The following is a 9,184-nucleotide window of genomic DNA, read 5'->3' on the forward strand; positions in this document are numbered from 1 at the left end:
GTTTATACGCCCCATCCCGACACTGACCTTCGGTACAGTGCGGGGCTTCTCGCAGTGAAGCTAAAAATTTCTCTTTAATAAAAACAGCATCAAAATACTGAACAGTACCGTTAGGAGAACTAACTTGATCAATAGTTCCAACAAATTTGTACCCTAAAACTGTCAACTCGTTAAAAATAGCTTCAAAATTAGCTTGTTGTTTATAAGCTGGATAAATTGATATTTCAACAATACAACCCATAGCTTGATCTAACACCTTTTTTCCTCCCTGAATTACTATATCTTCTGCTCCTTGAACATCTATTTTTATTAAAATTTCTTGATCTAAATTTTTTAATTCAAAAAAAGTATCTAATGTAGTTTGCTCAATTGTTATTGTATTTTGATTCGCTAAAAACGGATAATTTTCTTCGCATTTATCAGTTGTTTTTAGTAGTGATGATGACTGTGTAAAATAACTATGCTCATAAAAAGCAACTTGACTATTTTCTTGTCCTAATGCTAGGTTAAAATAGTAAAAATTCTGATACCTTTTTGCTAACGTTTCTAATTTAGAATAAGCTAAATGACTGGGTTCAAAAGCATAAATGGTGGCATTAGGAAAAATTGACCTTAATTTGCGACAAGATTGCCCCTCGTTTGCTCCGATATCAATAATGGTTTTTATAGGAAAAGAACTTAGTCCTAAAAGTCGATTATCCCACTGGGAAATCGAAAGACTTTGGGTCAAAAAGTTGACAATTTTATTACTCAAATAAAGAGAAATTTTAGTTAACCAGTTGCTGAAAACTTTTTGTGCTTTCATAGGGTGCTAATTTCTCTGTTCTTATGTTAAACAGGAGTAAAACATTGAGATTTACTCCTGTTTAACATCAATTAATGATGATGATGATGACCATGATCGTGATCGTGATGATGATGGTTAACGTCTAAATTGCCCACTGCTAAAGTAGGATTAACCGTCACAGCTTCTGCTGATAATAAGTCTGTAATGTGCGAATCTGCCCATTGTGCAGCCATCTCACAAAATTCTGGTTCATCGTTAACACAAGGCATTTGTACATAAGTAACATCGGAATATTTCTTATGTAAATGATGGATAATGTGTTCTACATCTAAGAGAGTTTCGTGATTTTCTGTGGCGAAACCAATGGGCATAAATACGATCGCTTTTGCCCCTAATTCCATCAAGTTTTTAGCGGCTAATTCTGCGTTAGGTTGTGTCCATTTAATCAAAGGGGTTTGGTGATTTAGCCAACCTACAGAGATCAAAGGATAACGATGAATTAATCTTTCTCTGACTAACTCATATAACATCTGACTTTCATCAATTCCTGAAGTAAACCCTTTAGCTTCGTGGGGACAACCGTGATTCATTAGAATAATACCAACTTGAGAGGGAAGGTATTTATCGGCTAAATCTTTTTTGATTTTTTCTTCTACTAATTTAGCCATCAAATCTAAATAAGCTGGTTCGTTATAAAAAGAGGGGATATAACGTAAACCTTTGATCCAATGCTGATCTCCTTCGGATAAAGAGGATAAAGCGTCGTTAACTTGTTCTACAGCAATACCACTGGTAAAAATAGAATCAACCACTAATAGAGGATAGATTAATATTTTCTCAAATCCTTGGGCTTTAATTTCTGTTAAAACTTGATCGGGTAAAAACGGTTTACAGAAGTTAAATGCTTTAAAAACTTGAACTCGATCACCCCATTTTTCTTGTATTTTTTTCTCAATAGAAGCCCGTTGATGCTCAAAAATATGGTTGTGAGGGGAAACAAAATGATCGTGTTGATGTTGCCATTCATGGAGGTCAAAAATAGCTAATAATTTAGCTAAAGGAGGATATATCCAAGTGGGAACCGGTGCAAACTTTGCAGTCAATAAATTTAAAGCTTGTTCATTATAGTTAGCAAAATCTTCGTAACTTTCTACTTCACCGTAACCCATCAACAAAACCGCTACGCGATCGCTTTTATTGGTTCCCTCAATGGGATGAGTGTGTTGTTTGTCTGGCGTTGCAACCATATTTGTTACCTCAACGATAGTTTAAAACGAAAGTATGCAGGGTGGATATTCCCTAAACTCCCTCTAATCAATAGTATAAAATACCTTCCCCTGGGGGGGGACATAATATTCAATTTTAATATTAACTAAATGTTGCCGAAAAGTGACCTCCATCCACCGTAAAGTTAGCTCAGGAGACAAGGCAATGATAGGATCAACCTAAATAATTTAATATTGGTATCGTGAATACGCCTATTTTAAGCTCAACCTTTTTCCTCACCCTTCTGTTGATGGTAGGGTTATTCTTCTTTATTCGCGCTTCGGTTAAGGATCGCACCGAACAGGTTAAACTTATCTCAGAAGTCTCAGAAATGTCTTTATTACAACAACTCAAAGACTATTTTATCCAACGGGCTTACCGCATCATACCTTCTTCTGGGGGACAAAATACCATCACCTTTGAAGGGTTGGTACGTCCCAGTTTGTTTTTAGCTATTTTTCTGACAATTTTAGCGGCATCAGGACTGACGTGCATTATATTGGTGTTATCGTTCGCCTATCCCCCTTTCACTCCCCTATTCTTTGCTTTAGAACTCCTGTCTCCTATTGCCGGTGTTTTTTACTGGAAAAAAGCTCGGAGAGTGGAAACCGTTTCTTTTTCCCTGGAAAGTCTCCCCCAAGAAGGCTCAAAACAAGGTAGTATCTTAACTTTAACCGCTCATCGGGACGAGGTGATCCAATTAAAACAAAGTTTTGCTCTAAAATCGGCTAATTGAGATATAATAATCAAGCAAACAAAAATCCCCCTAGATTTTTCTGGGGGATTGAGTTGTTTTCTATGTTGAGTTATGGTTAACCAGTAACAGCAGGAGTCTTAGTTTGTGCTTTAGGCACTTGCGGCTGGTATTCTTTTAGACTAGGGAAGAGAAAATGGTTTTCTTCAACGTACTGAGCGCCAAATAAGCCTTTCTCTGCCCAAAAATATCTATCTGTGGTGTGTTCGTTTCGTCTTACAATAAGTAAGGCCGGGGGATGTATCCCTACAGCGTGAATGTATTTTCTAGCGGCAGTGACTGGTTTGTCCTCTCCGCTCTCGATATTATACTGGGGTACAAGCTCAAGAATTTTCCGGCCTTCTTGGCGACGGCGACTTTTACGTTTACGCTTTCTAGCCAACCCTATTACCTCCTGTTTTGACTATTCTTTGTAGTCATAGTTACAAAATCCGAGGTCATTATATCCGTTTAATTTCTAAAAATCAAGTATTGCTTACATAATTCCTGAATTTTCATAATCTTCTCTATACCAGGCCAGTTGTGCTATTGTGGAATTTATGTTGACTTATTTCCCAGATGAGTTGTTGCAAAACTTAATATTTTGTAACAAGAATTAATATAAAGCGTATTTCCTTATGTCCTCTGCCACTGCAAATATTCCCAACCCTGGTCAAGATTTTATCGCTTTGTGTCGCTCCCAAGTGGAGCTATTGGCGAAAACTTTGCAAGCGGATTGGTGTGCGGTTTATTTAACCTCGGAGGAAGAGGGTAACGCAGTTAGTTTAATCCCTGTGGTTGTTTATCCTTTCAGAGATACGATACAGAGTCCGGAACAACAGCCTATTCGCTTAAGGGAAGGGAAACAGGAGATAACCCTATCTAACTTATATCAAGGCTTACCGAACAATCTCGATCGCTATTCTATTTTCTCAGAAAACGGCAACATTGACACAAAAGATTATCAAATTGTATTACCACTGATATATAAAGAGGTGGTTTTGGGGATTTTGGTGACGCAAAGAGAGGCAAACCCTTGGGAATCAGAAGAATTTGGTCAGGTGCAACAGATAGCTGATACCATCGCTATTGCCTGTTTATTGGATCAGCATCAAGAGTGGTACAGAAGACAGCTACAACAGCAACAATTGCAGCAACAACAAGAGCGCGATCGTTTGGATGATTTGTTTCATCAAATAAGGAACCCTCTAACTGCTTTAAAAGTGTTTGGGAAGTTGCTGTTAAAACGTTTGGGGGTTGAGGATCAAAATCGTTCTATTGTTAGTAATATATTGGGGGAGGGGGAGCATTTACAACAGTTAATTAAGGATTTTGAAAGCGGACAAAAATCTCTTAGTAATGAGGAAGAAATAATTACTTTAACTACGGATTCTGTGGCTGTTGCTGATGGTTTATCCTTGTCTTTACCTGCATCCAAGTCTTTAAGTTTAACTCAAGTTTTTGTTTGGGATATATTGGAAACTGTGGTTATTTCTGCGGAGTCTATTGCTGAGAATAAGGATATTGATTTACGGGTTATAAAAACAGGAAATTTAGATCCTGTTTTGGCTAATGTTTCCGCACTGAGGGAAGTTTTGAGTAATTTAATTGATAATAGTATTAAATATACACCTGCATCGGGTAAAGTTACAATTGAGTTTGGTTTGTCTCGGACAATTAATAATCGAAAATACCAGGGAATTTCAATTGAGGATACGGGTTATGGTATTCCCCTCAAGGATCAAGAGCATATTTTTGAAAGACATTACAGAGGGGTTCAAAGTGACGGAGATATTTCGGGGAGTGGTTTGGGTTTGGCTATTGTTAAAGAGTTAATTGATCAAATGGGAGGAGTTATTGAGTTATTTAGTCCAGTTTCAAATAATAATAAGGGAACAAGGTTTATTGTTTGGCTTGTTGGTGGGAGTTAACAGTGAACAGTGAACAGTGAACAGTGAACAGTTATCAGTTAGCAGTTATCAGTTATCAGTGAGCAGTTATCAGTTATCAGTATTACCTATTAATTTGTTAAACAATTCTCTGACTTCTGTTTCTGTGCTATTAAACCTGGTGGCAACTTCTGTCACAATACTGTTATCCCCGGTATTTAAGTGTAAATTTGCTAAGTTTCTAAGAGTTAAAGCTGAGTAGGTTTCATCGTTAAATTCAACAAAAATCTCTAATGCTTGCAAATAGTATTGTTTAGCTTGCTCAAATTGGGATAAAGTTTCTGATAAGATTCCTAATTGTCCATAAGTACTTGCTTGAGAGTAGCGATCGCCGTATTCAATGTAGATTTGGAGAGCTTGTTCATAGTAGGATTGTGCCTGGGGGTAGTCCCTTGTTTCCTGGGATACACTGCCTAAATTGTGCAGGGTGCTTGCTTGAGAGTAGAGATCGCCGAAATCAATGAAGATTTTCAGAGCTTGTTCATAGTAGGATTGTGCCTGGGGATAGTCCCTTGTTTCCTGGGATACTCTCCCTAATTGGTGCAGGGTGCCAGCTTGCTCGTAGCGATCGCCGAAATCAATTTTGATTTTCAGAGCTTGTTCATAGTAGGATTGTGCCTGGGGGTAGTCCCTTGTTTCCTGGGATACTATGCCTAAATTGTGCAGGGTGTTTGCTTGAGAGAAGCGATCGCCGAAATCAATTTTGATTTTCAGAGCTTGTTCATAGTAAGATTGTGCCTGGGGGTAGTCCCTTGTTTCCTGGGATACACTGCCTAAATTGTGCAGGGTGCGTGCTTGAGAGTAGAGATCGCCGTATTCAATGAAGATTTTCAGAGCTTGTTCATAGTAGGATTGTGCCTGGGGATGGTCCCTTGTTTCCTCGGATACTCTCCCTAATTGGTGCAGGGTGCGTCCTTGAGAGTAGAGATCGCCGTATTCAATTTTGATTTGGAGAGCTTGTTCATAGTAGGATTGTGCCTGGGGGTAGTCCCTTGTTTCCTGGGATACTCTGCCTAATTCGTGCAGGGTGCTTGCTTGAAAGTAGAGATCGCCGAAATCAATTTTGATTTGGAGAGCTTGTTCATAGTAGGATTGTGCCTGGGAGTAGTCCCTTGTTTCCTGGGATACACTGCCTAATTGGTGCAGGGTGCTTGCTTGAGAGAAGCGATCGCCGTATTCAATTTTGATTTGGAGAGCTTGTTCATAATAGGATTTTGCCTGGGGGTAGTCCCTTGTTTCCTGGGATACTATGCCTAAATTTTGATAAATATCCGCTTCATAAGATTTTTTTTGATTATCTTCAATATTCTGAAATTTAGTAATTAAATCTAGTGTACTTTGATAAGTTTCTTTTGTCAGTTGATAATCTTGATTTCTCAAATAACAATTAGCCAAATTAATCCCAATAACTACAATCTCTTCTTCCCAAATTTTATTACAATTTTCTGGTTGATAGAGATTAACAGCATCATAGACAGACTGAGTTAATTTTAATTGCTCTGTTTTATTACTAATTAAACCCAGATAATCATATAAACATCTCCAAATAGCATAAGCACTTTCTTCTTTAGCTAAACAAATCTGTAACCCTTGATAAAGGTTTTCATATTCCCAGCGGACAAAAGCTTTCCCCAGTTGTCTTTCTTGGGGTTCTTTTGATTCTATTAATTTCTTGTAATATCCTGCTAATCCTTTATAGTGATTTTTAAACCCTTCTTCTAACGCTTCTTTGATGGTTTGATCAACTTCTTTTAGTTTGGTGTTTAAAAAGTAAGGTAAGACGGGTTGAATAGTTAATAATTGAGGATAATCTTGACTGATAGGAGACAATAAACCCCAGTTAACTGCTTCTGTTACTGCTGTTTCTAGTTGTTCTAATTCATAACTTTGGAATGGTTCCAGTTTCCCTAATTCTTCTGCATAATGCTTAAGATCTCTGCGATCAATAAATCCCCGAAAAGGTGCTAAGCATAACAATAATTTCTGTGATGCTTCTGATAGGTTACTGTGGGAATATTCGATACATTTAACAATGTTATTGGTTTTATTGTCTCCCCCTGGGTTAATTTCTGCTGTTTCTAGTTGTTGTAAAATTTCTTTGGGTGATTGTTGTTTCAGGTTAGTTAATATTACCTCCATTGCCAAGGGATAACCCCCCAATAGTTTCATCAACCGTTGAAAATCATCATCTTTTTTTAACTCATCTAAAGACTGATTACTATTAATTCTTTCTAAAATATTTTCTGCTAAATCGGTTCTCGCTTGACTATCTAAACCTTTTAATTGATAACGGTTATCCCTAAAGGTATCTTCTTGTAACCATGTTTCCTTAATGCGTGATCCTAAAACTATTTTTGTTTTACCTTCCACTAAAGAGGCTAAAATTGTTTTATTTTTGCTCTTTCTGCTTCGTCTAAGGTATTTTGAATGGCGAGGGGTTCTCCTGTTACTGATTCTAAGTTATCTAAAATGAGAATATAAGATTCTGAGCGTAATTTATCGGATAATTTACGCCATTGTACGGTTAAGTTCATCGCTTGAAACTTAGAAAACTCGAAGCGATCATAAACTTTTTGACCAATTTCGTAAACTATTTGTTGTAGATTCCAGGCTTTTTCGTCGTAACCGAAATAGAATATATTTTCGGCAAAATTAGTTACTTGCCACCATTCCCTAAGATAATTCAATAAGGTAGTTTTTCCTGTTCCTCCCATTCCTTGTAATAAAAGAATATTATGTTTAATTAATGCTTTTTCAATGAACAAAATATCCAGATCCCGTCCCACAAAACCATAAGTCGGGTTTCTAAATTCGTATTTACTATCTAAACTTAAATAATATTTTTCTTCTTCTTTTTCGGTAAACTCTCTCAAATTAAAATCAACTTTGCCATTACAATAGGTAACAGGTAATATCCAATCTTCTAACTCTATTTCCATGTTATAATAAGCTCTTCTTTGCTTACGATTATATAATTCCCTTCTCCCTAAACGTACTGCTTGATAAATGTCTTCTTTATCGAATAAATGTTGATAAACCTGTGTCATCATAACTTGTGCCGCAGTAACCGTCACCGAATAACTCATTGCGACTACCATTCGCATTCCTGCATTCATGAGACGACTTCCTAGACTGGTTTCGCGGTTATCTTCTCTTCCGGTTTCACTAATAGTAGATTGAAGTTGTTTACCTGACTGACAAGCATTAAGGATACAAACAGGGATACCTTTTCCTGTTAATAAATCAGCAATTTCTTGCGCTTCAACTGGATCAGATATTCCTTTTTCTTCCCCTTCCAATGCTAAAAATGCTTTTACTCCTTCGTAGGGTTCAATTTTATTTCTACCGTATCGAACATCATAAATATAACGATTATTTTTCACTCCTTTTTGATAATCTTCATAGGATTTTAATGCACCATGAACATCAAAATGAACAATATGATAATATCCGCTTCCTTTGCTTTCTAAATGTCTTTCTAATGCTTCATAAGTTCCCGGACGTAACAATTCAATATTAACCCGTAATTTAGCATTACGGATAGCTTCCACCAAGGGACGAGAAATGGTACGATAACCTACATCATCATCCCCATGAGGTCTAGCAATAACCACCAATAGGTTAACTGTGGGAAACTCTTTTACTTCAGCTGAAATGGACGCAGGTTCGACGCTTTTTCTGATGAAAATAGATTCTATGGCCAAAGGACGAGGTAAATCTGGATCTTGCAGGGATTCCCAGTGAATTGCATGGAATTCTGGGGTAATACTCTCGATTTCAATTTGTATTTTGCTTAAGTCTTTCCGTAACCCGTTGTATTGACTATAAGCTTTGATATTGGATTGAAATACTTGTTCAAACAAGTTTTTGCCGTATCTTTCAACAGTTTGGGCAACTCTGTTTGCTTTTACTTCTTCTAAAATGGGATTACATAGCCATTCTTCAAAATACCATTCTAATTCCTGTTCCTCTCTGTCATCAAAGGGATCATTAACGGTAATATTGTAATTGTTGCCGGCGATCGCTAAAGTAGCATTAAACCCTGTTTCCGTCTTACCTTGTTCACGGATAGTAATAACAGTCATAAACTCCACACGATTCTATATTAGTTTAGTTGGTTAGGCTGAACAATAGGTTTAGTTTTTATTCCGAGAATACGGGGAATTTAACAAAAGTTGTTGTTATAATTAGTAATACTATACTAAAAATTGAGTTTAATTTTATACATATCTTTCTCTTCAAACTTTAACCTATTTTTCTTGTTCGTTCCTTCTTCTTCAGCTTCATTATTATTTGCTTGAGAAGATTTTAATGTAGAATCAGACTGTTTTGTATCGTCTTGAGGATTAACCATAATTTTCAACGCTATTATTATGACTACTATAACATTTTTATTAGCAGTTAGCAGTTAGCAGTTAGCAGTTAGCAGTTAGCAGTTAGCAGTTAGCA

At 36.8% G+C, this 9,184-nt stretch carries 6 protein-coding genes and 1 pseudogene; 2 read left to right on the plus strand and 5 right to left on the minus strand.

Annotated elements, in window-relative coordinates; translation table 11 throughout:
• The coding region (locus tag P9B04_RS06130) for an FkbM family methyltransferase (protein ID WP_342054115.1) at positions 1–805 on the minus strand (805 nt) is incomplete at its 3' end.
• A 71-nt stretch (positions 806–876) separates the two neighbouring features.
• Entirely contained in the window at positions 877–2,034 is a 1,158-nt protein-coding gene (locus P9B04_RS06135; RefSeq protein ID WP_342054116.1) for a ferrochelatase, read from the minus strand.
• 221 nt (positions 2,035–2,255) lie between these two features.
• Between P9B04_RS06135 and P9B04_RS06140 the strand changes: the two genes are divergently transcribed.
• On the plus strand, positions 2,256–2,789 hold the full coding sequence (locus P9B04_RS06140; protein ID WP_342054117.1) for a cofactor assembly of complex C subunit B: 534 nt from the start codon (positions 2,256–2,258) through the stop codon (positions 2,787–2,789).
• A gap of 76 nt (positions 2,790–2,865) precedes the next feature.
• Here the strand turns inward: P9B04_RS06140 and P9B04_RS06145 are convergent, their stop codons facing one another.
• Positions 2,866–3,189: a DUF3155 domain-containing protein gene (locus P9B04_RS06145; protein ID WP_342054118.1), complete on the minus strand. Its 324-nt coding sequence runs from the start codon at positions 3,187–3,189 to the stop codon at positions 2,866–2,868.
• Positions 3,190–3,424: 235 nt separating this feature from the next.
• Here P9B04_RS06145 and P9B04_RS06150 point away from each other — a divergent pair, with 235 nt between their 5' ends.
• Complete coding sequence (locus P9B04_RS06150) at positions 3,425–4,717, plus strand: GAF domain-containing sensor histidine kinase (RefSeq protein WP_342054119.1); 1,293 nt, start codon at positions 3,425–3,427, stop codon at positions 4,715–4,717.
• Between the two features lie 69 nt (positions 4,718–4,786).
• Here P9B04_RS06150 and P9B04_RS25130 read toward each other — a convergent pair.
• Together P9B04_RS25130 and P9B04_RS06165 are read right to left on the minus strand one after the other, a co-directional pair.
• Positions 4,787–8,820, minus strand: a pseudogene (locus tag P9B04_RS25130) (tetratricopeptide repeat protein).
• 116 nt (positions 8,821–8,936) lie between these two features.
• Positions 8,937–9,089 (minus strand): hypothetical protein, encoded by a 153-nt coding sequence (locus P9B04_RS06165; RefSeq protein ID WP_342054122.1) that lies wholly within the window; start codon positions 9,087–9,089, stop codon positions 8,937–8,939.
• Positions 9,090–9,184 lie beyond the last annotated feature (95 nt).

Source organism: Crocosphaera sp. Alani8 (genome assembly GCF_038442745.1).
In the GTDB taxonomy this organism is placed as follows: domain Bacteria; phylum Cyanobacteriota; class Cyanobacteriia; order Cyanobacteriales; family Microcystaceae; genus Crocosphaera.